This is a genomic window from Pseudomonas sp. PDM17 (assembly GCF_014851985.1).
In the GTDB taxonomy this organism is placed as follows: Bacteria; Pseudomonadota; Gammaproteobacteria; order Pseudomonadales; family Pseudomonadaceae; genus Pseudomonas.
This window is the reverse complement of record NZ_JACVAT010000002.1, coordinates 388,943-415,301: the sequence shown is the minus strand read 5'-3', so window position 1 is coordinate 415,301 and position 26,359 is coordinate 388,943. Positions and strand designations below refer to the sequence as shown.

At 65.7% G+C, this 26,359-nt stretch carries 24 protein-coding genes; 9 read left to right on the top strand and 15 right to left on the bottom strand.

The annotated features are described in order from the left end of the window. Positions 1 to 11: 11 nt before the first annotated feature. Positions 12 to 1,865 carry a DUF1302 domain-containing protein gene (locus IB256_RS07675; RefSeq protein ID WP_192294746.1) on the bottom strand — a complete coding sequence of 618 codons (1,854 nt, stop codon included), beginning with the start codon at positions 1,863 to 1,865 and terminating at the stop codon, positions 12 to 14. A gap of 283 nt (positions 1,866 to 2,148) precedes the next feature. On the opposite strand from IB256_RS07675, the gene IB256_RS07670 reads away from it, so the two are divergent. The 4 genes from IB256_RS07670 (at position 2,149) to IB256_RS07655 (ending at position 5,687) form a co-directional block, all read left to right on the top strand. Beyond that, positions 2,149 to 3,471, top strand: a complete 1,323-nt coding sequence (locus tag IB256_RS07670) for a CapA family protein (protein ID WP_192294747.1) — start codon at positions 2,149 to 2,151, stop codon at positions 3,469 to 3,471. Between the two features lie 54 nt (positions 3,472 to 3,525). Beyond that, complete coding sequence (locus IB256_RS07665; protein WP_192294748.1) at positions 3,526 to 4,206, top strand: response regulator; 681 nt, start codon at positions 3,526 to 3,528, stop codon at positions 4,204 to 4,206. Between the two features lie 98 nt (positions 4,207 to 4,304). Continuing rightward, positions 4,305 to 4,979 (top strand): polysaccharide lyase family 7 protein, encoded by a 675-nt coding sequence (locus IB256_RS07660; protein ID WP_081518257.1) that lies wholly within the window; start codon positions 4,305 to 4,307, stop codon positions 4,977 to 4,979. A gap of 111 nt (positions 4,980 to 5,090) precedes the next feature. After that, positions 5,091 to 5,687, top strand: coding sequence for a GNAT family N-acetyltransferase (locus IB256_RS07655; RefSeq protein WP_192294749.1), 597 nt, complete (start codon positions 5,091 to 5,093; stop codon positions 5,685 to 5,687). A 7-nt stretch (positions 5,688 to 5,694) separates the two neighbouring features. On the opposite strand, the gene IB256_RS07650 is transcribed toward IB256_RS07655, so the two are convergent. The 9 genes from IB256_RS07650 to IB256_RS07610 all read right to left on the bottom strand — a co-directional run bounded on the left by IB256_RS07650 (position 5,695) and on the right by IB256_RS07610 (position 14,323). After that, the gene (locus IB256_RS07650; RefSeq protein ID WP_192294750.1) at positions 5,695 to 7,197 is read right to left on the bottom strand and encodes an aldehyde dehydrogenase family protein; all 1,503 of its coding nucleotides are present in this window, start codon (positions 7,195 to 7,197) and stop codon (positions 5,695 to 5,697) included. Further along, positions 7,194 to 8,246, bottom strand: coding sequence for an aminoglycoside phosphotransferase family protein (locus IB256_RS07645; protein ID WP_192294751.1), 1,053 nt, complete (start codon positions 8,244 to 8,246; stop codon positions 7,194 to 7,196). The genes IB256_RS07650 and IB256_RS07645 overlap by 4 nt, the downstream gene beginning before the upstream one ends. A gap of 4 nt (positions 8,247 to 8,250) precedes the next feature. Then, complete coding sequence (locus IB256_RS07640) at positions 8,251 to 8,595, bottom strand: cupin domain-containing protein (protein ID WP_192401978.1); 345 nt, start codon at positions 8,593 to 8,595, stop codon at positions 8,251 to 8,253. Between the two features lie 118 nt (positions 8,596 to 8,713). Next, positions 8,714 to 9,094, bottom strand: a complete 381-nt coding sequence (locus IB256_RS07635) for a cupin domain-containing protein (protein WP_151187413.1) — start codon at positions 9,092 to 9,094, stop codon at positions 8,714 to 8,716. Next, complete coding sequence (locus IB256_RS07630) at positions 9,087 to 10,391, bottom strand: nucleotide disphospho-sugar-binding domain-containing protein (RefSeq protein WP_192294752.1); 1,305 nt, start codon at positions 10,389 to 10,391, stop codon at positions 9,087 to 9,089. The genes IB256_RS07635 and IB256_RS07630 overlap by 8 nt, the downstream gene beginning before the upstream one ends. Before the next feature lie 48 nt (positions 10,392 to 10,439). Further along, the gene (locus tag IB256_RS07625; protein WP_151187414.1) at positions 10,440 to 11,519 is read right to left on the bottom strand and encodes an ABC transporter ATP-binding protein; all 1,080 of its coding nucleotides are present in this window, start codon (positions 11,517 to 11,519) and stop codon (positions 10,440 to 10,442) included. Beyond that, on the bottom strand, positions 11,512 to 12,318 hold the full coding sequence (locus IB256_RS07620) for an ABC transporter permease (RefSeq protein WP_192401976.1): 807 nt from the start codon (positions 12,316 to 12,318) through the stop codon (positions 11,512 to 11,514). Before IB256_RS07620 ends, IB256_RS07625 begins: the two co-directional genes overlap by 8 nt. Continuing rightward, on the bottom strand, positions 12,311 to 13,183 hold the full coding sequence (locus IB256_RS07615) for an ABC transporter permease (protein WP_192401974.1): 873 nt from the start codon (positions 13,181 to 13,183) through the stop codon (positions 12,311 to 12,313). Before IB256_RS07615 ends, IB256_RS07620 begins: the two co-directional genes overlap by 8 nt. A gap of 90 nt (positions 13,184 to 13,273) precedes the next feature. Next, the gene (locus IB256_RS07610) at positions 13,274 to 14,323 is read right to left on the bottom strand and encodes a spermidine/putrescine ABC transporter substrate-binding protein (RefSeq protein WP_017519222.1); all 1,050 of its coding nucleotides are present in this window, start codon (positions 14,321 to 14,323) and stop codon (positions 13,274 to 13,276) included. A gap of 199 nt (positions 14,324 to 14,522) precedes the next feature. On the opposite strand from IB256_RS07610, the gene IB256_RS07605 reads away from it, so the two are divergent. The 3 genes from IB256_RS07605 to IB256_RS07595 all read left to right on the top strand — a co-directional run bounded on the left by IB256_RS07605 (position 14,523) and on the right by IB256_RS07595 (position 17,455). Further along, positions 14,523 to 15,455, top strand: a complete 933-nt coding sequence (locus IB256_RS07605) for a GntR family transcriptional regulator (protein ID WP_192294755.1) — start codon at positions 14,523 to 14,525, stop codon at positions 15,453 to 15,455. An 86-nt stretch (positions 15,456 to 15,541) separates the two neighbouring features. Beyond that, positions 15,542 to 16,828: a glycosyltransferase gene (locus IB256_RS07600; RefSeq protein ID WP_192401972.1), complete on the top strand. Its 1,287-nt coding sequence runs from the start codon at positions 15,542 to 15,544 to the stop codon at positions 16,826 to 16,828. 93 nt (positions 16,829 to 16,921) lie between these two features. Beyond that, on the top strand, positions 16,922 to 17,455 hold the full coding sequence (locus IB256_RS07595; RefSeq protein ID WP_192401970.1) for a GNAT family N-acetyltransferase: 534 nt from the start codon (positions 16,922 to 16,924) through the stop codon (positions 17,453 to 17,455). Here the strand turns inward: IB256_RS07595 and IB256_RS07590 are convergent. From IB256_RS07590 to IB256_RS07575, 4 genes are all read right to left on the bottom strand, one after another. Next, complete coding sequence (locus IB256_RS07590; RefSeq protein ID WP_192401968.1) at positions 17,452 to 18,441, bottom strand: AraC family transcriptional regulator; 990 nt, start codon at positions 18,439 to 18,441, stop codon at positions 17,452 to 17,454. The genes IB256_RS07595 and IB256_RS07590 overlap by 4 nt on opposite strands. A gap of 180 nt (positions 18,442 to 18,621) precedes the next feature. Continuing rightward, positions 18,622 to 20,013: a DUF1254 domain-containing protein gene (locus IB256_RS07585; protein WP_192294759.1), complete on the bottom strand. Its 1,392-nt coding sequence runs from the start codon at positions 20,011 to 20,013 to the stop codon at positions 18,622 to 18,624. Positions 20,014 to 20,074: 61 nt separating this feature from the next. Further along, complete coding sequence (locus IB256_RS07580; protein WP_192294760.1) at positions 20,075 to 21,421, bottom strand: DUF1329 domain-containing protein; 1,347 nt, start codon at positions 21,419 to 21,421, stop codon at positions 20,075 to 20,077. Between the two features lie 2 nt (positions 21,422 to 21,423). After that, positions 21,424 to 23,244 (bottom strand): DUF1302 domain-containing protein, encoded by a 1,821-nt coding sequence (locus tag IB256_RS07575; protein WP_192210761.1) that lies wholly within the window; start codon positions 23,242 to 23,244, stop codon positions 21,424 to 21,426. Positions 23,245 to 23,379: 135 nt separating this feature from the next. On the opposite strand from IB256_RS07575, the gene IB256_RS07570 reads away from it, so the two are divergent. Then, on the top strand, positions 23,380 to 24,423 hold the full coding sequence (locus IB256_RS07570) for a helix-turn-helix transcriptional regulator (protein WP_192401966.1): 1,044 nt from the start codon (positions 23,380 to 23,382) through the stop codon (positions 24,421 to 24,423). Between the two features lie 45 nt (positions 24,424 to 24,468). Here the strand turns inward: IB256_RS07570 and IB256_RS07565 are convergent, their stop codons facing one another. Then, positions 24,469 to 25,395: a cation diffusion facilitator family transporter gene (locus IB256_RS07565; protein WP_081518274.1), complete on the bottom strand. Its 927-nt coding sequence runs from the start codon at positions 25,393 to 25,395 to the stop codon at positions 24,469 to 24,471. Positions 25,396 to 25,772: 377 nt separating this feature from the next. On the opposite strand from IB256_RS07565, the gene IB256_RS07560 reads away from it, so the two are divergent. After that, positions 25,773 to 26,204, top strand: coding sequence for a hypothetical protein (locus IB256_RS07560; RefSeq protein ID WP_192401964.1), 432 nt, complete (start codon positions 25,773 to 25,775; stop codon positions 26,202 to 26,204). Positions 26,205 to 26,359 lie beyond the last annotated feature (155 nt).

Below are 26,359 nucleotides of genomic sequence, written 5' to 3'. Positions count from 1 at the left end.
GCTGGCGGGCATCAGAAGCTGACGCCCATGCTGACGGCGAGGAAATCGCGGTCGGTGTTGACGTTGTAATCACCGCCGAAGTAGTCGGTGTAACTGATGCTGGCGGTGTAGCGGCTCAGGTATTCGGCGTCGACGCCGACGCTGACCGACTTGTCGCCCTCGTTGAAGGTCGGGCCGTAGCCCTGCACGTCGTGGGAGAACGCCAGGTTCGGGCGCAGCGAAACGCCACCGAGCAGGTCGTTGTATTCCAGGCCCGCGCGCACGCGGTAACCCCAGGAGTTCTGGGTGTAGAAGCCCTTGTCATCGCACTGGCCGGGGTTGGCGGTGTTCACCACCTTCTGGCAGATCGCGTTGCCCGACAGCCCCAGCAGCGCCGAGGTGCCGGCGCTGGCCAGCTCGCCATTGCCGTACACGCTGCTGCGGCCGAAGCGCAGGTCGGAGCCGTCGGTAGAGCCCAGGTCGGCGATGTGGCTGAAGCCGATCTCGCCCACCAGGGTCAGGCGCTCGGCGCCGATCAGTTCGATCTGGTCGAAGGTGTTGGTGAAGGTCATCTGCGCCTGGGTGAACGGCTTGCGCTCGTAACCCTGGATCAGCGAGCCGTAGGCCGAGTCGGCCCAGCCGCTGGAGAAGATCGGCAGGCCACCGTTGACCAGCGGGCTGGTCGCCGCCGAGCCGAGGGTGGCGGCGCCGGAGACGTCGCTGGAGTTGATGCCCAGCGGCATGTTCGGCCGGTAGCTGATCTCGCCCTGCACCGCGGTGCTGCCCCAGGTCGTGTTGAAGCCCAGGCCATAGAGGCGGATGTCCTCGGGGTAGTCCAGGTACCAGCGCGCGGTGCTCACGCCGCCCTGCCCGATCAGCCCGCCGACCGGGTCGGCCAGCGCGCCCTTGCCCACCACCCAGTTACTGGTCGGCGTGCGGCTGTGGTAGTTCATCGCATAGGCGGAGAACTCGGTGTCGTTGTACATCCAGCGCAGCGCCACGCCGAACTGGCCGCCGTCGCGGGCGTCGTGGTCCTTGCCACGCGGTACGTAGCCATAGCCACCCTTGATACCGGTGCCGTCTATGTCACGGTCGAAGTCGCTGCCGTTAACCGCCATGTTGATGTCGCAGCCCTTGGCGGCCACGTCGCTGCCGAAGAAGGTGCCGCAGTTGTCCGGCACGGTCTTCTCCCACTCCAGCTGGTAGAAGGCCTCCATGGACAGGGTGTCGGTGAGCCCCTGGTTGAAATACAGCATGCTCACCGGGATCAGTGCTTCCTTCACCTCGGAACCGGGGCGACGCAGCGCGGCGACGTCCGCCGGATTGATCGAGTTGATGCCGTTCTGGATGAAGGTGCTCTCGCCCCAGCTCACCACCTGGCGGCCCACGCGCACGGTACCCGGCCGGTCCTGCAGTTCGTAGTTGTGGTAGAGGAAGGCGTCGAGCAGCTCGGCGCCGGAGGACTGGGCGGCGGTATCGCGGCCGCTGTCGTCGATGTCATAGAGCGGGCGGTGTTCGTCCTTCAGTTCGAAGTCGTACCAGTACTTGCCACGCAGGAACAGGCCACTGTCGCCGTACTTCAGCTCCAGGTCGTGCAGGCCCTTGAAGATCTTGGAGAAGGTCTCGCCGCGCTTGAAGTTCAGCCGGCCGTCATCGGAGGTCTGGCTGGAGGCCGTGCCGCCGTTGCGGGTGCCGATGAATTTCTTGTCCGGGCTGTCCATCGCCCAGCTCGCGCCGATGGACAGGGTCGAGTCGAAGCGACCCTCGATTTCCCCCACGTTGAAGCTCACTGCCTGAGCCGAAGATGCCCCGCCAAGGGCCATGCTGGTAGCCAGCGCCAGCGCGTGCGGCTTGAAGCCTGCGGCGCCGGTTATTGTTTTTTTCATGCTGCTCTCCGCCTGGATCGTGCTGGTCACGGCAAGCCGTGCCACCCCTGCTCCGCGGCTCTTGGGCCGGGAGGCGAGCGCAGGTTAGAGCGCTGTCACATGGCTGACTTCTGAAAAAAAGTGATGCCCATAGCCAGAATGAAAACGCCAGCACATCAACAGCGCGCGAGGCTTTGCGGGTGATAACCGACGGCTATCGCGATACCCAGGATTCAGCCGACCCGGGCCGCGCATTGCCCTAAAGTCCGCCGCCATCAGCGACTCCCCGACCCTGAGGTGGACCATGAAGATTGCGTTGACCGGCGACAGCATCCTGCAGCGCCGCCTGAACAGCCGCGAAGACCAAACCCTGCTCCCGCTGTTCGACCTGCTGCGCGACGCCGACGTCAGCTTCACCAACCTGGAAGTGCTGCCCAACGACTTCCATGGCGATGCCGTGCTGGAAAGCGGCGGCTCGCACTTCGGTGCGCCGTCGTGGGTGCTCGACGAGCTGGTGGAAGGCGGCATCGACCTGTTCTCCACCGCCAACAACCACAGCCTGGACTATGGGATCGCCGGCCTGCAGGCCGCCCACGCCCAGCTGGACAAGCGCGAACTGCTGTTCGCCGGCACCGGCCGCAACCTCGAAGAGGCTCGCCGCCCGGTGTACTGCACCAAGCCTGCCGGCACCGTCTCGCTGCTGGCCTGCACCTCCACCTTCGGCAAAGGCCAGGAAGCCAGCGAGCAGACCCGCGACATGCCCGGCCGCCCCGGGCTCAACCCGCTGCGCTACGACACCGTGCACCAGCTCGACGGCGCACAGATGGAAGCCATGCGCGGCATCATCGCCAGCCTCGGCCTGGACCGTCTGTACCAGGGCGCGGTGGACCTGGGCTTCGCCCACCCGATTCCCGATCCGTCGCTGGCGGTGTTCGGCCCCTTCACCCCGTTGCTGTTCCGCCAGGGCGAGAGCGCGCGCCTGCGCACCCTGCCGCGCAAGAAGGACATGGACGACATCCTGCGCTGGGTCGAGGAAGCACGTACGCTGTCCGACGTGGTGGTGCTGAGCATCCACGCCCACGAACTGGGCCACGACGCCAAGGGTGAGTGGGACCTGGAAGTGGCCGCCGAATTCATCCAGCCGGTAGCCCGGCGCATGATCGACGCCGGCGTCGATATCGTGGTCGGCCACGGCCCGCACCTGCTGCGCGGCATGGAGATCTACAACGGCAAGCCGATCTTCTACAGCCTGGGCAACTTCATCGGCCAGAACGAGCTGGTGGAGCGCCTGCCGGCGGACAGCTACGAGCAATTCCGCGTGGACCGCAACCAGACGCCTTCGAAGGTGTTCCTGCAGCGCACCCAGAACGACACCCGCAGCTTCCCCTCCGATGCGCGCTTCTGGGAAAGCCTGGTGCCGGTCTGCCAGTTCGACGGCCGCCGCCTCACCGGCATTGAACTGTACCCGGTGAGCCTGGGCCTGGGCGAGGCGGTACACCGCCGTGGCCGCCCACGCCTGGCCGAAGGCGAACACGCACAAGCGATCCTGCAGCGCTTCGCCGCGTTGTCGGAACCTTACGGTACTCGGCTGTCGGTGGACGGCTCGATTGCGCGCGTCACACTCTGATGCCGCAGCGCCGGGCGGCCACAAGCTGCCCGGCGCCCTCTTCTTCCCATACCCATGACCACAACCCGCATTCTCATCGTCGAGGATGACCTGCGCCTTGCCGCCCTCACCCGCGACTTCCTCGAACACCATGGCCTGACCGCCGTCATCGAGTCCGATGGCGCACGCGCCGCCGAGCGGGTGCTGGACGAACGCCCGGACCTGGTGATCCTCGACCGCATGCTGCCCGGCGAAGATGGCCTGTCCATCTGCCGGCGCCTCCGCCCGCAGTACCAGGGCGCGATCCTCATGCTCAGCGCCCGCTCCGAAGACACCGAGCAGATCGACGGTCTGGAGAACGGCGCCGACGATTACGTCTGCAAGCCAGTGCGCCCGAGCCTGTTGCTAGCCCGCGTACGGACCCTGCTGCGCCGCCCGCGAAGCGCCGCCGAGCCGGCGGAACGGCTGGAGCATTCGGGACTGACCCTCGACGCCCGCCAGCGCGAAGTGCGGCGCAACGGCTCGCGCATCGACCTGACCGGCGCCGAGTTCGACCTGCTCTGGCAACTCGTCGCCCACGCCGGCCAGACCCTCAGCCGCGACGACCTGCTCCTGGCACTGCGCGGCATCACCTGGGACGGCCTGGACCGCTCGGTGGACGTACGCGTCGCCCATCTGCGCGCCAAGCTGGACCAGGACCCGCCAAGGCCGCTGATCGTCACGGTGCGCGGCAAGGGCTATCGCTTTGTCGGCTGACAGCGCTTCGTCAGCATGACCGCCCAGCCGAAAATTCGTCGCGCGGGGAACTCCGTCCAGTCAAACCAGGCACCCTCACCGCCGCAGGAGTGCCCGGCATGACCGTCAGCATCGACAACCTCAATATCGCCCTGCCCGTGGGCAAGACCCCGACCGATACCGTCTCCATCGAGATTCCCGGCCCGCAGGCGCTGGCGCAGTACCCGAACCTGGTCACCCGCCTGCCGGACGGCAGCCTGCAACTCACCGCGCCGACCAAGGGCGTGGCAAGCAAGAGCGTCCACCGCACCCGCTGCGAATGGAAGGAACCGATCTACTGGGCCTTGAGCGGCGCCACCGAGCATGTGAACCACCAACTGATGAAGGTCACCCAGGTGAACTCGGCACAGAAGGTAGTGGTGGCGCAGATGCACGTGAAGGACGACGACAGCCCGCTGCTCAAGGTGTTCTGGCAGAAGGGCAAGCTGACCATGGGTTTCCGCCAGAACTTCAACCAGACCACGCCGGTGAACAGCACAGTGCTGGACAACGTGCCGCTGGGGGCGGAGTTCGACATCCTGATCCTCGCCACGTCCAGCCTGATGCTGACGGTGCAGGCCAGCTGCAACGGGCGTAATTCGGCGGTGCCGTCGATGCCGCTGGATGTCAGCTGGGCTGCACGGGTGTTCGATTTCCACGGCGGGGTCTACAACCAGATCGATTTCACCGACACGACCCTGGCGAGCGATGCGTCGGTGTGCGTGATCAAGGACCTGCAGATCAGGCATGCGTGAGTGCGGGGACAGCGGCGCCTTACAGGCGCTGTTCGCGGCCATGGCCCGCTCCTACAGAAAAGCGCTGGCATCCGGTAGGCTGTGGGATCGTCGCACCCAGAGCCCATCCGTATGCCCGCCCTCACCTGCCCCCATCTGACAGGCCAGCACGTCGAACTCCTGCCCCTGCGGGCAGAACACGCACAGGCGCTGCTCGACGCCGCCGCCGATGGCGAACTGTGGAACCTCAAGGTCACGGTGGTACCCGGCCCGGATACCGTCGCGGGCTATATCGCCAAGGCCGAAAAGGGCCTGGAGGAAGGCAGCGTCCTGCCCTTCGCCATCCTCGACCGGCGCACCGGCAGGATCGTCGGCAGCACCCGTTTCTGGAAGGTCGACCGCGCCAACCGCAAGCTGGAGATCGGCCACACCTGGCTCGCGCTGTCGGCGCAGCGCACGCCGATCAACAGCGAGGCCAAGCTCCTGCTGCTCACCTACGCCTTCGAGGAACTCGATTGCGTGCGCGTGCAGTTCACCACCGACGAGCTGAACGAGAAGTCCCGCGCCGCCATCCTGCGCCTGGGCGCGGTGCAGGAAGGCATCGTCCGCCACGAGCGCATCATGCCCGACGGCCGCAAGCGCAACTCGGTGCGCTTCAGCATCATCGACAGCGAGTGGCCGGAGGTGAAGGCACGGCTGCTGGAAAGGCTCGGCCGCGCCCCGACCTGATGGCCGCTCAGCCCTGGTAGAACACCTCGTCGCTGTACGGGTACCACCAGGAGTGGATCTGCGGCTGGTGGTCGATGATCACCATCTTCGAGCGGCGGAACGCATCCAGCCCCTGGCGGCCCAGCTCGCGACCCATGCCGGACATCTTCCAGCCACCGAACGGCAACGCATCGTTGTCGATCAGCGGGTTGTTCACCCAGACCATCCCCGCTTCCAGGCGATCCGCCGCCTCCATGGCTTCGGCCAGGTCGGTGGAGAACAGCGAGGCGCCCAGGCCGAAGGGCGAGTCGTTGGCCAGCCGCACCGCCTCGTCGAAGTCCTTCACCTTGCAGATCGCCGCCACCGGGCCGAAGCACTCCTCATGGAAGATCGCCATGGCCGGGGTGACGTCGGTGAGGATGGTCGGCTCGTAATACCAGCCCACCGGGAACTGCTCGGGGATGCGCCCGCCGCAGACCAGCGTGGCGCCCTTGGCGATGGCGTCGTCCACCAGGCGGATGACCTTGGCGCGGGCCGCCTCGCTGACCATCGGACCGATCTCGGAACGCTCCAGGCCGTGGCCGATGCGCAACGCGCGGGTACGCTCGGCGAAGCGCGCGACGAATTCGTCATGCACCTCATCGACCACATAGAAGCGCTCCGCCGAGGTGCAGATCTGCCCGCTCAGGTGGAAGGCCGCGGTCACCGCGCCGGCCGCCGCGACTTCCAGCGGCGCGTGGCGGGAGATGATCATCGGGTCGCTGCCGCCGGCCTCGATCACCGCCGGTTTCATCCGCTCGGCGCAGGCCACCGCCACCGCCTTGCCGGCGGCGACGCTGCCGGTGAAGGCCACGGCGTGGGTACGCTCGGACTGCACCAGGCGCTGCGCAGTGCTGGCATCGCCCGGCACGCAGCTGACCATCCCCGCCGGCAGCACCTTGAAGTGCTGCATGAACTTCAGCGTGCACAGCGTGGTGCTTTCCGCCGGCTTGACGATGCAGGCGTTGCCCGCCGCCAGCGAGGCGGCCAGGGTCCAGCACATCAGCAGGATGGGGAAGTTGAACGGCATGATGTGCACGCTGACGCCGTAGGGCTCGTAGCGCACATGCTGGAACGAGCCGAGCTGCGTGGTACCGGCGACCTTGCCGGCCTCGTCGCGGGCCATCTCGGCGTAATAGCGGAAAATCGGCGCGCAGTTGGCCAGCTCGCCCATGGCTTCGGGGAACGGCTTGCCCATTTCCAGGGTCATCAGCCGCGCCACTTCACGCTGGGTGGCCTGGTCGGTTTCGATAGCGTTGGCCAACTGGTGAAGGATCGCCGCACGGGACTTCGCATCCACGCGCTTCCACTCGCGCTGGGCGGCGTTGGCCGCGTCGATGGTGGCGTCCACGTCTTCCGCTTCGCACAGGGCGATGCGTCCGACCGGGGTGAGGTCGGCGGGGTTGACGATGTCGCGCCGGCGCTGCGTCGCCACGCCCTGGTAATCCGGGCCGATGAAACGCAGGGGCAGATCAACGTGAAAGTCGGTCATGGAATGCTCCGCAGGGAATCGGATGAAGCCAGGCGCTGGGCGATCACGTCGCTCTCAAGCCCCTGGCGCCAGTTCGGCAGATGGGTGTCGAGCAGCGTCGCCAGCGGGCGCAGCTGTTCGCTGTCGAGCGCGCGCTGGAACAGCCGCAGCACGCGCGGCAGATGCTTGAGGTAGCCGTGCTTGCCGTCGCGTTTGGCCAGGCGCACGAAGATGCCCAGCACCTTGGCGTGGCGCTGTGCGGCGAGCACCTGGAAGTCGGCCATGAAGCGCCGGCCGTCCACTTCCGGTCGCTGGCTGAGGTACTGGGTGAGCAGGGTCACGCGCAGAGTTTCGGGAATATCGCGGCGCGCGTCTTCGAGCAGGGACATGAGGTCGTAGGCCGGCGCGCCGAACAGCGCGTCCTGGAAGTCCAGCAGCCCGCACGCCGCCACGCCCGCCCTGCCCTCCAGCAGCATCAGGTTGTCGACGTGGTAGTCGCGCAGCACCAGCACTTCACGGCGCAGCGATACATCGCGCCAGAGCGCGGCGAACTCCGCCAGATAGCGCTCGCGCAGCTTAGCGGCAGCCTGCTCGCCCACCAGCAGCGGCGCATACCAGTCAATGAACAGCGCCGCTTCATCGCCCAGTTTCTGCCCATCGTAGGCCGCCACGCCTTCGGCGGCCTGGGGGCCCGCGCGGTGCAGGCGCACCAGGGCGTCCACGGCAAGGCGGTACAGCGCCACCTCGTCATGACCATCGGCGAGCAACCGGGTGTAGGTGGCCTGTCCGAAGTCCTCCACCAGCGCCAGACCCAGCTCGCGGTCGGCGGCCAGCACGCTGGGCGCCGACAGCCCGCAGTCGCGCAGCAGCTGCGCCACCCGCAGGTAAGGGGCCAGCGGCTCGGCGCCGGGAGGCGAGTCCATCAGCAGCAGTCCCTTGCCGTCGAGGCGGAAGTAGCGCCGCATCGAGGCGTCCGCCGGCAGCGCGGTGATGGCCGCGCCGTCCAGGCCGCTGCCGGCGAGGAAGGTCTCGCGGGCAGCGGCACGGGTGGTTTCGCAGGGCAGGTTCATGGCATCACCGGATCATGTAGACCTTCTTGATGGTCTCGTGCACGGTGCACACGCCCTTCCAGTCCTTGGGGAAGAAGGCCGCGGTGTCCGGCTCGATCTCGATCACATCGCCGGACTCGTGCACGTAGGTGCAACGGCCCTCGAGGAAGTGGCAGAACTCGTCGCTGGTCACGTGGCAGAACCACTTGCCCGGCGTGCAATGCCAGATGCCGCATTCGGACTGGCCTTCGGGCCCCTTGTGCAGGACCACGCCGCTGACATGGGACTCGCCCTCGAGCATGGTCGGGATCACGCCCCAGTCCTTGAGTTCGGTGACCTGCAGGGGGCGGTAGATAACGGGGGTCTTCATCGTTCACTCCTGATGAGTCGAAGCATGTAGGGCGGATGACCGCTTGCGGTTATCCGCCGGTGGGTTCGGGTGGAAATCGACGGCGGATAACGCTTGTGGCGTTATGCGCCCTACGGGTTCAGGCCAGCATGTAGAGGTTGCGCAAGGTGCTGTGCACGGTGCATTCGCCGGTCCAGCCGGCGGGGAACAGCACCAGGGTGTCGGGCTCGACCTCGATCACCTCGCCCTCGTCGGAGCGGTAGGTGGCGCGGCCGGAGACGAAGTGGCAGAGCTCGTCGCGCGGGATCGACAGCCGCCAGCGGCCGGGGGTGCAGACCCACAGGCCGGTTTCCGGGCTGTTGTTCGGGCCCTTGAACAGCAACCGGCCGCTGGAGTGCGAGACGCCCTCCAGCGCGTCGGACTGCACGCCCCAGTCCACCAGGTCGTCGTAGTCGCGGGCGCCGCGGATGTGCGGCGCAGTACTCTCTCCATTAAAGGACGCGGCCTTGAACTCAGGCATGGTTCACCACCTTGCCCTGCACCAACTGGTCGAGGATGCGCGCGGCGTCTTCCGGGCCCTTGCGCGAGCGCATGTAGTCGCTGGTGCGCGCCAGGCGCCCCTGCATCAGCTGGTCACCCAGCAGCTGGGCGATGTTGCGCGCCAGGTCTTCCTCGCTCCAGTCGTAGCGGTCCATGCGCAGGCCGTGGCCGCTTTCCTGGGCACGCATGGCGTTGTCGTGGCCGTCCCAGACATAGGGCATGACGATGGCCGGCTTACCGAAGAACAGGCACTCGGTGAAGCTGTTGTTGCCGCCGTGGTGGATCACCCCGTCGACCTGGGCGATCACCGAGGGCTGCGGGTACCAGTTGGAGACGATCACGTTGTCCGGCAGGTCGGTGTACTTCTCCACGTGCTCGCCGACGTTGAACAGCGCGCGGTACGGCAGCTTGCCGATGGTGGTGACCAGACGCTTGAGCAGCTCGACGTCGCCCGAGCCCAGGCTGCCGAAGCTGACATACAGCAGCGGCTTGTCGTTGTGCGCCTTGAACTGCGGGATTTCATAGGGCTTGTCGGTGCGCACGCAGCCCTGCAGGTAATGGAACTGCCGCGCCGGCAGCGGATGGCGACGTTCGAACTTCACCGGGTCCGGGTAGAGCAGCAGGTTCATGTAGGGCGACTCTTCGAAGAAGGTGCCCAGCGGATACGGCCGCTCGCCACACTCGGCGAGGAAGTCGTTGAAGTCGGCGTGGATCGGCGCGATCACTTCCTCGAAGCGTTTCTGGAAGCGTGCGTGGCCGTCCTTGTCGTCGACGCTCATGCCCGACAGGTACGGCGGGATGTCCGGGTCGTGCACTTCGTTTTCCGAACAGGAGATGATCCGCACCCAGGGCTTGCCGTAGTGCTTGATGGCCGGGAACAGGATCACGTTGTCCACGCAGATCAGGTCCGGTTTGATCCGGTCGAGGATCGCCGGCAGCTCCTTCTGCGCCCACTTGGAGGTGGAGACGATGGCCTCCCAGCACTCCTTCACGTAGTTGTCGAGCTGGTCGATCGGCGCCTTGCGGAAGTTGGGGATGTGGCCGTTGATGAAGTCGGTCCAGTAGCGCGCCATCTCCTCGGCCGGCATCGGCTCGGACATGTTCACGTAATGCTCCTCGAAGCCGTAGGCCGAGTACACCCCGGTCATCCCCGGATCGGTGAGGAACACCGCCTTGTGCCCCAGCGCCTCGCAGGCCTGGGCGATGCCTACCGAGTTGAGGGCCGGGCCGTAGGCGGCCTCGGGGAAGAATGCGATGACCTTGCGTTCACTACTCATGGTGCTCTCCGTTCATGGGGCAGGCCCATTAGTCTTGTTCTTAGGCGATCAGTGAGTCAGCACGCGGCCGTGCCGCGCATCCCAGCCCAGGCGCACCGGCATGCCGGCGGCGAGGCGCAAGAAGTCGTAGTCCGAGGACGGCACGCGGACGATCAGCGGCTTGCTGGAAAGCGCCGTGTTCACGTGCAGGTTGGTGTCCAGGCCGTGGTAGGCCACTTCGGCCACCTCGCCGTGAATCTGGTTGTCGGTGGCCGGCGTGGCGTCGGTGAGAACCCGTAAACGCTCCGGGCGCAGCGCCAGGGTCACGCTCTCCGGGCTGGACTCGGCGGTGGTCTCGATGTTCAGCACCTGGTCGCCGGCCTGCAGGCGATTGGTGCCCACGCGGCGGCCTTCGATCAGGTTGCTGACGCCGATGAAGTCGGCAACGAAGCGGCTGCCCGGGTTCTCGTAGAGTTCACTGGGGCTGCCGCACTGGCAGACCTTGCCGTCACGCAGCACGGCCATGCGGTCGGACATGACCAGGGCTTCTTCCTGGTCGTGGGTGACCATGATGAAAGTGATGCCACTCTCGTGCTGCAGGCGCTTGAGCTCCAACTGCATCTTCTCGCGCAGCTTCTTGTCCAGCGCGCCGAGGGGTTCGTCCAGTAGCAGCACACGCGGACGCTTGACCAGCGCGCGGGCCAGGGCGACGCGCTGGCGCTGGCCGCCGGAGAGCTGGTCCGGCCGGCGGTTGGACAACGGGCCGAGCTGCGCGGTCTCCAGCACCGCATCGACGCGCTGGCGGATTTCCACGGCTGGCAGCTTCTCCATCTCCAGACCGTAGGCGATGTTGCCGCGCACGGTCATGTTGGGAAACAGCGCATAGGACTGGAACATCAGGTTCAGCGGGCGCTTGTTCGGCGGCAGTGGCGAGATGTCCTGGCCATTGAGATAGATCGCGCCGGAGCTGGGCGTCTCGAAGCCGGCGATCATCCGCATCAGGGTGGTCTTGCCGCAGCCGGAGGGACCGAGCAGCGCGAAGAACTCGTTCTCACGGATGCTCAGCGACACCTGGTCCACCGCCGTCAGGCCCTCGCCATAGGATTTGCTCACCTGCTCCAGCACGAGCAGGTCGGATGACTTAGTCATGGGCTTTGGGCACCTTGTTCAGACGTTGGGAGGCGAACAGCGCGGTGAAGCTGACCAGCATCACCAGGGTGGCGAGGGCGTTGATTTCCGGGGTCACGCCGAAGCGGATCATCGAGTAGATCTGCATCGGCAGCGTGGTGGACGCGCTGCCGGAACCGGAGTTGAAGAAGGCGATGATGAATTCGTCCACCGACAGGGTGAACGCCAGCAGCCCGCCGGCCATCACGCCGGGGAAGATCGCCGGCAGCAGCACGCGGCGCGCGGTGGTGAACCAGCCGGCACCGAGGTCGATGGAGGCTTCGAGGATCGAGTAGTCGAAATGCTTGAGCCGCGTGCGCACCACCGCGCAGACGAAGGCGATGTTGAACACCACGTGGCTGAGGATGATCGAGTGCAGCCCCAGGCTCATCTTAAGCAGGTTGAAGAAGCTCAGCAGCGCGATGGCCAGGACGATGTCGGGGATGATCATTGGCGCCATCAGCAGCGTGTCGGCGAGGTTCGCGCCTTTCTTGCCAGGGTTGTTGCGGGCGCGCATCTCCACCCCGAGGGCAAGCAGCGTACCCAGCACGCAGGCGATGAAGGTGGAGGTCAGCGCGACGATCAGGGTGTTCAGCGCCGCGTGCTGGATCGAGGCATTGGCCAGCAGCTTGGCGTACCACTTCAGCGACGCGCCACCCCAGGCGGTGGGCAGGCCGCTGGCGTTGAACGACAGCAGGATCAGCACCAGGATCGGTACATAGAGGAAGGCATACACCAGCCACAGGTGCGCGCCGAGGGCGATGCCTGATGAATTACGCATGGCGTTCGCCCTCCGCACCCTGGGCCCGGCGCGAGGCCATGGCCTGGATGAACAGCAACAGCATCATGATGCCGATCAGGAAGAAGCTCAGCGCCGCGCCGAACGGCCAGTCGCGTGCAGTGAGGAATTGCGCGTAGATCAGGTTGCCGACCATCTGCACCTGCTTGCCGCCCAGCAGGTCGGCGGTGATGAAGTTGCCGATGGAGAGCACGAAGACAAACACCGCGCCGGCGGCCACGCCCGGCACCGACAGCGGCAGGATTACGCGGCGGAAGGTGGTCCAGCCGGAGGCGCCGAGGTCCCGCGAGGCTTCCCAGAGTTCGTTGTCGATGCGCGACAGCGAGCTGTAGATGGCGAGGATGACGAAGGGGATGTAGTTGTAGACCAGCCCGAGCACCACGGTGGCGTCGGTGTACAGCAGGCTGATCGGCTCGCCGCTGTATCCGAGCAGATTGAACAGCCGGTTGAGCAGGCCTTCGCGGTTGAGCAGGACGATCCAGGCGTAGGTGCGGATCAGGTAGTTGCTCCAGAACGGCAGCATCACCAGGAACAGGAACACCGCCTGCCGGCGCGGAGTGCTTCGGGTAATGGCGTAGGCCGCCGGGTAGCCGATGAGCACCGCGAACAGCGTGGCGAGGCCGGCGATCTTCGCCGAGCGCAGGAGAATGTCGAGGTACAGCGGGTCCACCGCGCGGCGGTAGTTTTCCCAGGTGAACACGTAGTCGATGCCGCCATAGGCACCACGCTCGAGGAAGCTGTAGACCAGCACCAGCAGGCACGGCAGCAGCAGGAACAGGGCCAGCCAGCCAAGGCCGGGCGCGAGCAGCCAGGCCGAGAGTTTCCGGTCGGCGGACAAAGCGGTCATGCGTAGTTCCCCCAACCCCACGCCAGGCGGGGGTGCTTCAGGGTTATTCCGGAGAGGGTTGCGGGGCGCCGGCGCGACGCCCCATCGGCCTTACTGCGCCGCCATAATCTCGGTCACGGCGCGGGTATAGGCCTTCTGCGTCGAGCCACCGACGTCACGCAACTGCTGCTGCTTGACCAGTTCGGCCGGCGTGGTGGTGAGGTTCGGGTACTTGGCCAGCAGGTCGGGCTTCAAGGTCGCCATCGCCGCCTGGTTGGGCACCTTGTAGAGGATGTTCTCGGCGACCCAGGCGTGGTTCGCCGGCTCCAGCATGTAGTTGATGAAGCGGTAGGCGGCGTCGGGGTTCTTCGAGCTTTTCAGCACGACCATGGTGTCCACCCAGAGGTCGGAACCTTCCTTGGGCACGACGAACTTGATCGACTCGTTGGCCTGGGTGCCGTAGTTGCACCAGCCGTCCCAGGCGTGGGCCATCAGCGCCTCGCCCGAGGCCAGCTTGGAGTAGAAGGTGGTGTCGTCGAAGGACAGCAGGCGTTTCTTGGTGGCGATCAGCTGGTCGCGCACCGCATTGATCTGGTCCGGGTTGCCGTCGTTCACCGACCAGCCGTTGGCGAGGAAGCCGGCACCCAGCAGCCAGCGGTCGGTGGCGAGCATGGTGGTCTTGCCCTTGAGGGCGTCGGAGGGCTTGAGCAGGTCGCTCCAGCTCGAAGGCGCCGGACTGACCTTGTCCGAGCGGTAGCAGATGCCGGTGGTGCCCCAGGTGTAAGGCACGGAGAAGTGGTTGCCGACGTCGTATTCGAGCTTCTGCGCTTCGGGGTAGAGATTCTTCAGGTTCGGCACCTTGGCCGGATCGATCTCGGCGAGCAGGCCCTGCTTGTGCAGGATCTCGGCAAAGGGCGAGGACACGAACACCACGTCATAGCCTTCGCCGCCGGAGGCCATGAGCTTGCCCATGATCTCTTCGTTGGTGGCGTGGAGGGATTTGTCGGCTTCGAGGCCAGTGGCTTTCTGGAACTTCTCCAGGTTGTCCGGGGCCATGTAGCCATCCCAGATGGAGATCACCAGATCCTTGGCACTGGCCGTGGTGGCGGACAGCGTGAGCGCGAGGGTTGCCCCTGCGTAGAGCATGGTCTTCAGCTTCATCTTGCGCACCTGACGATTGGTTGTTGTTGTGTCGACGGCAGCGGAACGAAAAGCGTACTACATGTCTTTTTTTCAAAATAAAAACCGAACCACTGGCGAAGTCAACCTTTTCTTGCATTCTTGTTGGACCACCCACGCTGTGGCATAAGGGGTCGCCCTGCGGCGACACGCCTGCCGGGGCCTGCTGGAGAAAAGCCGCTTGAGCAAGGACACCGAGAAAAGACCGCGCACCAACCACCTGGAACTGGCCCGGCGGATCATCGAGCACGCCCAGGACACCGGACTGGGAGACGGCGACGGCCTGTCCGAGCAGCAACTGGCGCGCACCTTCGGCGTATCGCGCACACTGATTCGCGCAGGGCTGGACCTGCTGCTGGAACAGCAACTGGTAGCCCACGAGCCGGGCAAGGGCTATCGCCTCGCCGCCGACCCGTCCGCCCAGGTACTCGGCCCCGCCCTGCCCCAGGCCGAGGAACAGGCGCTGGCCGCCTCGGTACTGCGCGACCGCATGGCCGGGCGGCTGGGCAACAGCCTCAGCGCCAGCGAGCTGATGCGCCGCTACGACATCGGCCGCGCCGCCGCGCAGAAGGTGCTCGCGCAACTCAGCGAAGACCAGGTGCTGGAGCGCGGTGCCGGGCAGAGCTGGTCGTTCCGCCCGCTGCTGAACAACCTTGCGGCGCTGGAAGACAGCCTGCGCTACCGCCTGATCCTGGAGCCGGAAGCGCTGCTGGCGCCCGGCTTCGACCCCGATCTGGCGCGCCTCGCGCTGCTGCGCGGCGCCATGGAAGACCTGCTCGGCGCGCCCATTGAACGCTTCGACGTGGCGCAGTTTCGCGAGCTGGACATCGGCTTCCACGAGCTGATCGCCCAGGGCTGCGGCAACCGCTTCGTCGGCGACGCCCTGCTGCAGCACCAGCGCCTGCGCCGCCTGCCCAATCTGCTGCCGATGGTCAGCGTGCACCGCCTGCAGGAAGCCCTGCGCGAGCACCTGCGGATCATCGAGCAGATCGAACGCGGCCAGCTGGAAGTCGCCGCCGACCTGATGCGCCTGCACCTGCGGCTGTCCTTCGCACAACGCCCGCAGACCGCCAACCGCGGGATTCCACAGTCGTTCGCCATGGGCCGTCGCTGATTATTTTTCTCTCACGGTGTTTTTTTTAACGAAAAAATGCAGTATCAGTTTCACGCAGTGCCCGTGAGCAACACCCGGATGTGCCCATGACGCAAAGAACAAGAACCATCGCCTTCTTCCCCGAGGCCAGCTTCGGCGCCGCGCTGAACTGCATCGGCATCGCCCAGGCCCTGCGCGAGCTCGGCGCCCGCCCGGTGTTCATCTGCCATGCGCACTTCCAGGGCATCTTCGCCGAGTACGGCTTCGCCGAGTACCCACTGCAGCTGGACTCGCCGCTCTCCGCCGCCGACCACCAGCACTACTGGGAGCGCTTCATCGAGCGCAACGTGCCGTACTTCGACCAGCCGCCCCTGGCGCAGATCGACAGCTACGTGGCGCCGGCCTGGGAAGCCATCATCGACACCGCCATCGAGTCGGAAAAGCCGCTGCAGCAATTGCTCGCCCGGCTCAAGCCCGACGCCATCGTGCTGGACAACGTGGTCAGCTTCCCGGCCATCGCCGCCGCCGGCTGCCCCTGGGTGCGCATGGTCTCCTGCGCGGAAACCGAGCTGCCCGACGCCGCCGTACCGCCCTACCTGTCCGGCGCCAGCAGCAGCGATGCTCAGGCCTGCTCGACTTACCGCGAGCACTACCTGCAGGCGACCAGGCCGGCACACGAGCGCTTCGCCCGCTTCCTCGCCGAGTGCGGCCACCCCGCCCTGCCCGCCGGCCAGTTCCTCGAGGACTCGCCCTGGCTCAACCTGCTGCTGTCGCCGACGCCGGTGCGCTACGAGCGCGAGAAGCCGCTACCGGCCGAGCGCTACCTGTACCTCGATGGCTGCGTGCGCAGCGAGGCGCCGTACATCCCGCCGCAGTTCCCCCGGCATGACGACGCGCCGCTGATCTACGTGAGCTTCGGCAGCCTGGGCGCCGCCGACGTGGCGATGATGCGCCGGCTGATCGACGCCGTGGCGCAGCTGCCCTACCGCTTCCTGATCAACGTCGGCGCCTACCGCGAGCACTACGACACGGTGCCGGACAACGTCTACCTCGACAGCTGGTATCCGCAGCCGGCGGTGCTGCGCGAGTGCCAGCTGTTCATCCACCACGGCGGCAACAACAGCTTCTGCGAAGCGCTGTATTTCGGCCTGCCGTCGGTGATCATCCCCTACTGCTGGGACGGCCACGACAATGCCCGGCGCGCCGAGGAAGTCGGCGTGGCGCGCTACCTGCCGCGCTTCGAGGATCCGCTGGCGGCGCTGCCCGCCGCCCTTGCCGAACTGCTCGCGGACAAGGCCATGGCGCAACGCCTGAGCACCGTGCGCGAGCAGATGCAGGCCTCGCGCGGCACCGAAACGGCGGCGCGGGCGATCCTCCGCATCTGCGCCGACTGACAACGGATTGGCTCTGTCGAAGTACTGGCGATTGGCACTCGGCGACGGACCATTCCCCCCTTAAGCTGGGCTCCAGCCACCCTGGAGCCCGGCATGACCGCCTTCGATGACCAGCCGACCCTGCTCGGCCACACCCTGCAATTGCGCCCGCTGCGCGCCGATGATTTCGACGCGCTCTACGCAGCCGCCAACTCTCCCGAGACCTGGGCCGGCCACCCGGCAACCGAGCGTTACCGCCGCGAGGTGTTCGAGCCCTACTTCCAGTTCCTGGTGCAGGCCGGCGGTTGCCTGCTGATTCTCGACCGGCAGACGGGCGAGGCCATCGGCTGCTCGCGCTACTACCCGGTGCCGGACCAGCCGGCCGACATCGGCATCGGCTTCACCTTCATCAACCACCGCTACTGGGGCGGCGCGACCAACCGCGAGCTGAAGACGCTGATGCTCGGCCATGCCTTCCAGCATTTCGAGCGCGTGTGGTTCCACATCGCGCCGAGCAATATCCGCTCGCAGAAAGGCACGGCCAAGCTGGGCGCGAGGTTGTCTTATCAAGCGGACCTGGACCTCTCCGGCACGCCCGCATCCTGGCTCTGCTATGAGTTGCCGCGCCAGCGCTGGGGCAGCGCCTAGATCCGCCCCGACTCCTGCGACAGCCAGCGCTTGCGCCAAGCCAGCGGCGTGCAGTCCTGCCAGCGGCGGAAGGCGCGGATCAGGCTGCTGGTGCTGCTGAAGCCGACTCGCTCGGCGATCTGCTCCATCGACCACTGTGGATCGCGTAGCAGCTGCAGCGCCTGCGCCTCCCGCGTCTGGTCAAGCAGCTGGGTAAAGCTCAGGCCGTGCTGCTGCAAGGCCGTCTCGAGCTGCCCACGGGCAATATCCAGATGCCCCGCCAGCTCCTCCAGTGAACTCGGGCCGGTGAGCAATTCCGCCAGGCGCGCGCGCAGGGCGCTGAGCGGCAGCGGCATGCCGTGCTGGGCCAGGTACTGCAGAATGGGGCGTTCCACCTGGGCAAGCAGGCGCGGGTTGGCCCCCGGCAGAGGCAAATCCCAGGAAGTATTGTGGAACACAAAGGCGCTCAGCGGCTGATCGAAGCTGACCCGTACATTCAGCGCGTCCCACTCCTGCCGGTCCGCCGGGCTCGTCCGGGCCAGCTCGATGCCGCGCATGAATGTGGCAGCCGGCTTTCCCGTCAGGCGTTCGAACATGCGTACGTGGAAATGCCAGTAGAAGTCGCGGGCAATGTCGGTGGGCGTGTAACCACCATTGAGGTGGAACTCCATCCTCCAGTCACTCCGCTCGTCCTGTATCAACAGCGGCTGGCCCACGGTGCTGGCCAGGTTGACCAGCTGCACATGGCGCTGCACAGCCTCGCCGAGCGTTGTGCAGGCGTATAGCGCCAGGTCCATCCCGTAGAGGTTGGCGGACTGGTGGTAACGTGCCGCGCGGATGCCGAAGTTCGCATCGCCAGTCACTTCTGCGCAGAGCAGCCACAGAGGGCTGAGCGAGGTGATGGGCAGGCGTGCGTCGACCTCCTGCATGATGCCCGGATCGATCCCTGCGCGCCTGAGCACCGGAATGGGGTCGATCCCGTAGTGCTGGCCCAGGGTGGTTGCCATGCAGCGCACGACAGTGGCCTGTGTGCTGGGCGGCAGTGAGACAGGGAAGGTGCGCTTCATGATCGGCTGACGGACGGTGGCTCTGAAACGAGCATGGCCGCGGCGCGCAGCGCATTCAACCTCCCCTGCAAAAAAAGCCCCGGTGGGGGCCGGGGCACAAAGGAGCGGTCGCACGATGAATCAGGACTCCCGCTGCACCAGCGGCGGTTGCCAGTCCCGCTGGAGGACCTCGGGCTTCGGCCAGTAGAGGCGCAGGAACAGGCTGAACTCGCTGTCCGGCGCCGGCAGCCAGTTGTTGCGCAACTCCGGGCGCTCGGGCGCTTCGTGCTGGATGTACAGGTCCAGCGAGCCGTCGGCGTTGTAGTGCAGGTCGTCACGGTCGCCGACGGCATAGCGATTCAGCGGGTTGTCGGCGAGCAGCAACTGGGGGTTGTACAGCGTGAGCGACCAGAAGCCCTTCACCGGTGGCAGCTGTGCCTTGTCGAAGTGGATCAGGTAGCGATGCCGTCCACTGAGCAACTGGCCATCCTTGTCGGCACGGGTATTGGGATAGATCGCGTCGTCCGCCGTGTTGGCACCCAGGCCCATTTTCGCCACCAGCGCTCGCTGGGCATAACGGTCCGCGTATGCCCCCATGTCGTAGCTGACCCTCCAGCCGTTGACGGCGGGCAGCTTGTCACGCAACTCCTCGGCATGCGCCATCAGGTCGATGACCTTGCGGTAGCCGAAACGACTGCCCAGGCGCTGCCAGGCGGATTGATGCGGCTGACAATCCTGACTGATCAGACCGGCATCCCTGATGCGGCGCATCTGCGCGTCGTCAATGCCACTGGGCGGGTTGTCCGCGAGCAACTGGCAGAAGGCCGAGAAGAACTCATTCTGGGTCCATGTCTGCAGTTGCTGGTCCGGCGGAATGTCGGCGCTCAGCCTTGGCAGATGGGCCATGGCCACGCTGGCTTGCGCGGGAGCATCGGAGTTCTGCTCCTGTCCAAGCGGGCGCAGGTCGAACTGGCGTTGCAGGGCGTTGATCTCGGCGTAGTCGCTCGGGCCGTGGCTCTTGAAGCGGCCGATGATCCATGCCATCTGCGTGGGCACCCGGATGAGCTGCATGCCCTCCGGCAGAGTGCCCTGCCAGTGCGGGCCGGCGATCAGGAAGCGCCCGGCCTTGCTGCCCTGGGTACGGGTGCCGGGGCTGGCCACCACGTTGGTCCAGGCATCCAGGATCGGCATCATGTAGTAGTACCCGTCCGTGTCGGGAACACTCAGCACCACCGGCCCCGATCGCAGGTCCAGATGAGACAGCGAATAGAGCGTATCGACGTTCGGCGCGACGACGCTGTTGAAACGGTAATCGGGGAAGCGCAGACGGTGATTAAGTTGGTTCACCGAAGTCTGGCCGCGACCAAGCTGGTATTGCTTGGTCAGCTCCATGATCACCAGCGGATAGCCAAAGGCGTAGGCCTCGGCTGTGGCGCGGGCTTGTTGATAGAGGCTGTAGCCGGCACCAGCGGTGGCTAACAGCACAGCACCGGACAGCCCCAGGCCGATTCGGGTTCGCTTGGAGAATGGCATCTGTGATTGATCCTCAGAGATAGGGTTCGCAGGGGCCGTGCCTCACGGCCCCTGCCCGCGCTTACTTGCCCAGTCGCTTGAGTTCGGCCGGGGTGAACTCGGCCTCCGTCACGTCCTTGCCGAACTCGGCACGGTGATCGATCGCGTTGGTCAGATAGTTCACCGCATAGATCCCGGAGATCAGGTCATAGGTGGCTTCGGCCGCGGTCATCGGCAGTTGCAGGTCGTGGTACATGGTCAGGAACGACTCGTAGTTGCGCCACAGCTCGCCACGGTTGTCGTAGATGTCGCTGGCCATGACCTGCCAGGTGTCTTCGTCGATGTAGAAGCGACGCTTGCCGTAGACATGGCGGGCTCCCGGTTTGAGGGTGGCCTCGATGACCCACACGCGGTGCTTCTCGTAACGGTTGACGTCCGGGTTGATGTAGCCCGGCTTGAGCATCTCGTCATAGCCGACCTGCTTGCTGGCGAGGCCGAAGGCGTTGTAGCCCACCAGCATTTCGCGCTTGCCGATCAGCTTCCAGTCGTAGCGATCGGGCGCACCATTGAAGCCATCGACGCTGTCGGAAACCACCTGGCCGAAGCTGTACCGTGCGCTGTTGTCGTAGGCCACCGTCGGCGCGCGACGCACGCGGCGCTGGCCGGGGTTGTACTGCCAGGCTGCACGCGGGGTGCTGACCTGGTTGATCGGCTCCTGTACCAGCGTCACTTCGCCGGCATAACGTGACGGGCTGTTGGTCTGCACACGGGTGTAGAACAGCAGGTTCGCTTCCGGCTCGAGGTCGCTGATTTTCTCGCGGAAGCCCACCAGTTGCCGGTAGGTCACCAGCGTGTAGTCGCCCTTGGCCTGCACGGTGGCCGAGGAGAAGTCACGCGCGATCGAGCCACCGCGGTAGCGGGTGATGTGGTTCCACAGCACTTCCAGCGCCTCGGTGGGTTCCGGGAAGGGAACGCCGAAGTGATAGTTGGTCAGGCCGTTGCCGTTGTCTGCCAGGCCTGTCTGGGTGAGGTTCTTGCGCGATTCGTCCAGGTACGCCTGGGGAATGACCGCGCTGCGGTGACTGGGGAAGACACGCATGCGGTAGTCGGGGTAGCGGACGAACATGGCCTGCTGGCCGGGGCTGAGCAGGTCCTTGTACTGCGCCAGATTGGCCTTGCTGACCACATACAGTGGCTGCTCGCTGGCAAACGGGTCGCTGTAGTCGCCATTGCTGGCAATGGCGGCGGCGCCGGCCTTCATGCCGCCAGTCCAGGCAGGAATGCTGCCGTCGGCGTTCGCGGCGCGTTCGGCGCCTACCGGAGTGAGCTTGCCGTCGAGCAATGCGGCGTCGGTCTGCTTGGCTTGCGCCAGGCCGCAAGCGGCTACGAGAGCGACAGCCAGGGAAAGTTTGCAAAGAAGTGGGCGCATGGCTAGAAGCTCGCTTTCAGGGTGACAGAGGCGAAGTCACGGTCATCGACAGTGGAGAACTCGTTGGAGCCGAAGAAGCTGTTGTAGGCCAGCTCCAGCGAGTAGTTGTTGCGGTAGTCGAAGGTCAGGGCGAGTCCTGCCGCCTGCTGGCCTTCCTGGAAGTTCGGGCCGTAGCCCTGCACGTCGTGGCGCCAGTTGATCGAGGGTGTAACCACCGTCGCCGGAAGCAGGTCCTCGTAGTTCAGCGCCAGGCGCAGGCGATAGCCCCAGGAGAAGTGACTCATCAACCCGTCGGTGTTGCAGTTGTCGGCGTTGTAGTCGGCCAGCTGCGCGGCCGTCACACCACCGGGAATACCGGCTGCGGAGGCAGCACTGCACTGCACGCCATTGGTGGGCGGCGTACGTCCGAACGAGCCGGCTCGGCCCAGTCGATCATCACCGATGCCCTGGATCAGGTTGGCCCCTGCCTCTCCTGCCCAGGCCAGGCGAGTAGCGCCCAGGACATTGTTCACCGTGTCGGTGGCGCCAAGGCTGAACTGCCAGACTGGCAAGCGCACGTAGCCCTGCACTTCATCGCCCCTGGCGGCGCCGAGCTCGGCGGCGGTCATCGGCAGGATCGGCGTATTGGCCTGCCCGGAGAGCAGTGCCACCAGGTCCGCAGGGTTGTAGCCCAGCGGCATGTTCGGCCGGTAGCTGAGTTCGCCGAACAGCGCGGTGGTGCCCGCTACGCCGCTCATGCTCAAGCCGAACATATGGATGTCTTCGGGGTAGACGGTGAAGTAGTCACCGGTATTGAGGTTGGTGCGTGAGGCCGATACTGGCCCTTTGCGGGCGATCACCCCGTTAATCAGCGGGGTACGGCTGTGGTAGTTGGCGTAGTAGACACCCAGGTCCGCGTCGTTGAGCGCTTCGATCACGTAGTGCATGGCCAGGCCATACTGGCCGGTATCGCTGGGGTAGTCGGTGCTGGTGCGCTGCAGGTAGCGCCCCTGGGCCAGCGCCTGGCCGGTGGTTCCGGTGCCGCCGGAGACCATGTAATCGACCTGGCAGCCTTCGGCGATGTTGTCATTGCTGCTGAAGAAGGTGCCGCAGCCATCCAGCACCGTCGGGCGGAAGTTGTACTGCCAGAAGCCCTCCAGGCTGAGCGAGTCCGCGAGGTCGTAGTTGAAGCTGACCATCTCCACCGGCAGCTGGCCCTCCTTGAGTTCGACGCCGGGACGGTTGAAAGCCGACGCATCCAGAGGGTTGATGGCGTTGATGCCGTTCTGCAGGAACAGCGCCTCGCCCCAGCTGAGTACCTGCTTGCCGACCTTCACACCCAGCTTGCGATCGGCAACCTGGAAGTCCTTCCAGACGTAGGCATCGAGGTTCTCGAAACCCTTGAATCTGGCCAGATCCTGCCAGCCGGAATCGTCGAACCGCTGGAAGTCGCCATTGCCCTCCTCCATCGCCTGGTCGTACCAGTACTTGAAGCGCAGGAACACGCCCTGGTTGCCGTCCTGCACATCCAGGTCGGTCAGGCCCTTGAACAGCGTTGAGATTGTCTCGTTGCGGCGGTAGTTGAGCTTGCCGTCGTCGCCGTTGTAGTTGATGCCGCTGCCCTCGCGGCCGATGCTGCGCGCGTCGGCCGCGGTCAGCAGATGCTTGTCGGGAGCGTCCAGAGCCCAGCTGGTGCCGAGGCTGAGCGTGGTATTGGAGGTGGCGCTCCAGTCATCGTTGAGCTGCCAGGTGACGCCGTGGGCGCCTGGGCTGATGGCGGCGCCGATGCATAGCGCCAGCAGGCTGGGGCGTGCGATTCCCCGGGCATGCAGAAGGTGATTCATGCTGAGACGTACCTGTAGTTGTTGTAGTTGGCAGGTCGAGGGACTCGGGGGAGTTGCCGGCGACAGAGGCGCCCACTAAATTCCAGTCCCGGGCGCGGAGTGACCGCAGCCCGTGGGCAAGATGGGAGCAGCGCGGTGTCGGCAGATAGTCTGGAAGGGACAAATAGTTTTCCCGAGCACCGACATAGGGGGGCCTTATGCGGCTCCATCATCCTGTCGTGGGTACAGGGGCTGGAGGACCAGGGCGTGGACCTGGCGCATTTCTTCCCGGCGTGGGGTGTCGACCCTGCGGCCTTGCGTGTGGGCAATCTGCGCCTGCCACTGTTTCTCGCGCGGCGCTTCTGGGAAGTGGCACTGGAGCAAAGCGCCGATCCGGCCATCGGCCTGGAGCTGGCCCGGCAACTGGACCCGGTGCAGATGCAGGGTCTGGCCTATCTGATGCAGCTGATGCCGGATCGCTATTCGGCGTTACAGCAGATGCTGCATTTCTGGCCGCTGGTCGCCGCACATTTCGAGCAGCGGCTCGAACAGGATGGCGACTGCCTGCGACTGACTCTTCGGCCCGTCAACGATTATCAGCTGGCCCTTCCTGAAGTGGACTACTGGATGGTTCGCCAACTGCGCCACCTGCGCAGCGCTCCCGGCGCATTGCCGGCATTGCGCGAAGTGCGCCTGCGGCGCCCGGAGCCGTCCGATCCGCGGCCCTGGTTGCAGGTCATCCGGGCACCGGTGGTGTTCTCCTCCTGCCGGGACGAAATGCTCCTTGACCTCGCCGCCTTGCAGGAGCCACGCGATGGGGGCAGCCCGGCCATCCATGAGGCGCTGAAGCTGTCATTGCGCGAGTACGCCGCGCAGACCGAAACCGGCTCGGAGCTTGAGCGCGTGTGCGCCGAGGTCCTGCACAGGCTGGCGGACAATCCGGGGCTGGATGAAGTAGCGGCTCGCTTGCACATGACGCCACGCACTCTGCACCGCGCATTGCAGCGCGATGGCTGGACCTACAGCCGCATCATCGAGGAACACCGACGCCTGCTGGCGGTGGACCTGCTGCAAGCCACCGCCAGCACCATCGCCGAGATCGCCGACCGGCTCGGCTTCGATGAACAGTCCAGCTTCATCCGCGCCTTCCGCCGCTGGTATGGCGCCACGCCCGGCGCGTACCGGATGCAGAGGCAATGAGGCGATCGCCGCGCGAGTGGCGGCAATCCCCGGCCCCAATACCGCTCAGCGGGTCCAGAGCGGGTCAGTGGTGAAGGCGATGGTCAGCCAGCGATTGGGGCCTTCACCGCCGATGGCCTCGCCGATCTCGTCGCGCAGCCTGTCCCATTCGGCGAGCGTCTGCGCCGGCCAGTCCGGCGGAACGATGAAATACAGCTCGATCTGCTGCGCTCGCCCGACCTTGGCGACGTAGGCCTGGTACGCCAGGAAACCATGCTGCGAGACGACAGCCGCGGCCACCTCGTCGACGTGCTCCTTGAGCTCCGGCGGGGTGACCAGGAGGATGTCCTTGAAGGCCTGGCGGATGGTCAGGAAGGGAATCGGCAGAATCACCAGGCAGATCAGCGCCAGCACCGCCGGGTCGACATAAGGGCCGATGTGCGCGTAGCCGCTCACGGTGGCCACATCACCGACCAGGAAGGCGATCAGCAAGGCCAGGGAAATGCTGCCGGACATCACCCAGGACTTCGCGTCGAGGGCGACGAAGTCCGAGCCGATGCGTTTGTTGGCGCGGAACTGCACCGCCGCCAGGGCGAAACAGACCAGCGTGGCAACTGCCGCGTAGAGGATGGCGAAACCGAACTCCAGCGCATGGCCGCCCGTCAGCAACCGGCCGATGGCGTTGATCAGCGCGTACAGCGTGACGCCCGACAGCAGCGTGCCGTTGAGCGCCAGCACCATGGGTTCCAGGTGCCAGAAGCCCATGTTGAACCGCTCGGCCAGGCGCCGGCTGGCGTCGCCCTCGGTGGTATGGCGGCGGATCAGGGTGGCCACCATCAGCGCCAGGCCGCTCATGCTGGCATCGGCCAGGGAATAGACGCCGTCGAAGACGATGGAGAAGGATCCCGAAAGCAGGCCGACGATGATCCCGAAACCGGCCAGCAGGACGGTAACGATGATGGAAAGCCGCAGGATGCCCTGTTCTGTTTTCATGACTGGCGTGCTCCTCGCGCCTTGAGTGGTTGCGTAGCCGGATGCAGGCCCGATGGGAGCTGGCGGCTTCGCTGGGGGGCGCGACTATATGCCAGCGCCCGCACCAAGGCTATTGGCGCCTGGGCAAAGTCGCTATGCGCGATCGCAAGGCAAGTGCTCTGCGGAAATGGGCCTCGGCGATCAGTGAGGCCCAGGCCGGCTGCCCAATGGACAGGTTGCCGGTGTCTTCGTAAGCTGCACGCAACCAGCCGCTCCCCCGGTTTGCCGACAGGCCAGCGCTGGTGGGGATTGCTCAAGGGACTGCAGCGACACCCGGCACGGACGCCCGGCACGGTCCGTTCGTTTCACGCGCTTATCGCCACACACAAGGAAGCGTCATGCGGAGCGTCAATCTCGCGGTCATGTTTGCGGTTTCCGTCATCAGCGCACTGTCAGGTGCGTTCAATCTGCTGAACGGGGTCAAGCATTACCCCAACAGCCTGCCCTTGACGATGTTGCTCGTGGGCCTTTCGCTGATCTCGTTCGCCTACGCACTCCTGCTGCTGAAACCCGCCGAGAAAGGCAGTCCAGGGCAATGGCTGATTCTTCTGCTTTATGCGGTCAGCGCCGTTTCCGGGACCGTCGCATGCGGCATCCTCGGTACACTCCCCTACATCATGCAAAGCATGGATTTGAGCCTCACCCCGGCGTTGAACCACCTTTCGCTCCCCTTCCTGGCTTGCGCCTTCCTTGCCGTGGTCCCCTTCGTCCTGGCATTTGTCTACCTGCGCCGGCAGAGCGCAGCCCTTCGTCTGAATGCGGGACAGTAGTCAGCAGCGCTGCCTCTTCCGAGCAAGCTCAGGCCTTGCATAGCGGCACCTCTTGCAGCAACCACGACAGCGCGAAGGCCACCGCGCTGACCAGGCACGCCACCAGGAACACCCAGTGCATCGACCCGCGCCCAGCAAGGCCATGTAGAGATTCA